Annotated in this window: 1 protein-coding gene; it reads left to right on the forward strand. The window is 16.5% G+C overall.

Going from position 1 to position 520, the window contains the following annotated elements:
• Positions 1-102: 102 nt before the first annotated feature.
• Positions 103-270 (forward strand): hypothetical protein, encoded by a 168-nt coding sequence (locus G3997_RS00965; protein ID WP_296646693.1) that lies wholly within the window; start codon positions 103-105, stop codon positions 268-270.
• Positions 271-520 lie beyond the last annotated feature (250 nt).

The following is a 520-nucleotide window of genomic DNA, read 5'->3' on the forward strand; positions in this document are numbered from 1 at the left end:
TTTATAATAAATATAAAATGAAAATAACTGTATAAGAAAAAATAAATTTATCAATAATAAAAATAACTTAAAATTATAATTATTATATGGAGGTATTGATAAATGGAATTAATAAATACAAAGAAAATGAGTAAACCTGTATTTTGTAATATTTGTGAAAAAGAAAGAAAGCATATATTAACTACATATCAAGATATGAATGAAAATAATGAAATATATCAAATTCAAATGCAAAAATGTAAATCTTGTGGAACTGAGACTCAAATATAAAAACTAATTACATATCTAAAAATAAAATGGATAACTAATAGTATTCATGCTCAAATTAATAAATAAATCTTTATAACTAAATTCCTCTGTTATTATATTATTAGAGAATATAACTACTAAAAAAATTAATTGGTAATTAATATTCTATAAGTAAAATAAAAAGATTAGTATTTGTTTAAAATTAACAAATACTAATCTTTATGAAAAGTTGTTTTTGTATAAAACAACTTACTTTATTTTATTAATTAAA

It is taken from the genome of Romboutsia sp. 13368 (assembly GCF_018336475.1).
Classification (GTDB): domain Bacteria; phylum Bacillota; class Clostridia; order Peptostreptococcales; family Peptostreptococcaceae; genus Romboutsia.

Bases quoted from the DNA above. Each gene is read 5' to 3' on its own strand.
- G3997_RS00965 (WP_296646693.1), top strand. From the start codon at position 103: ATGGAATTAATAAATACAAAGAAAATGAGTAAACCTGTATTTTGTAAT.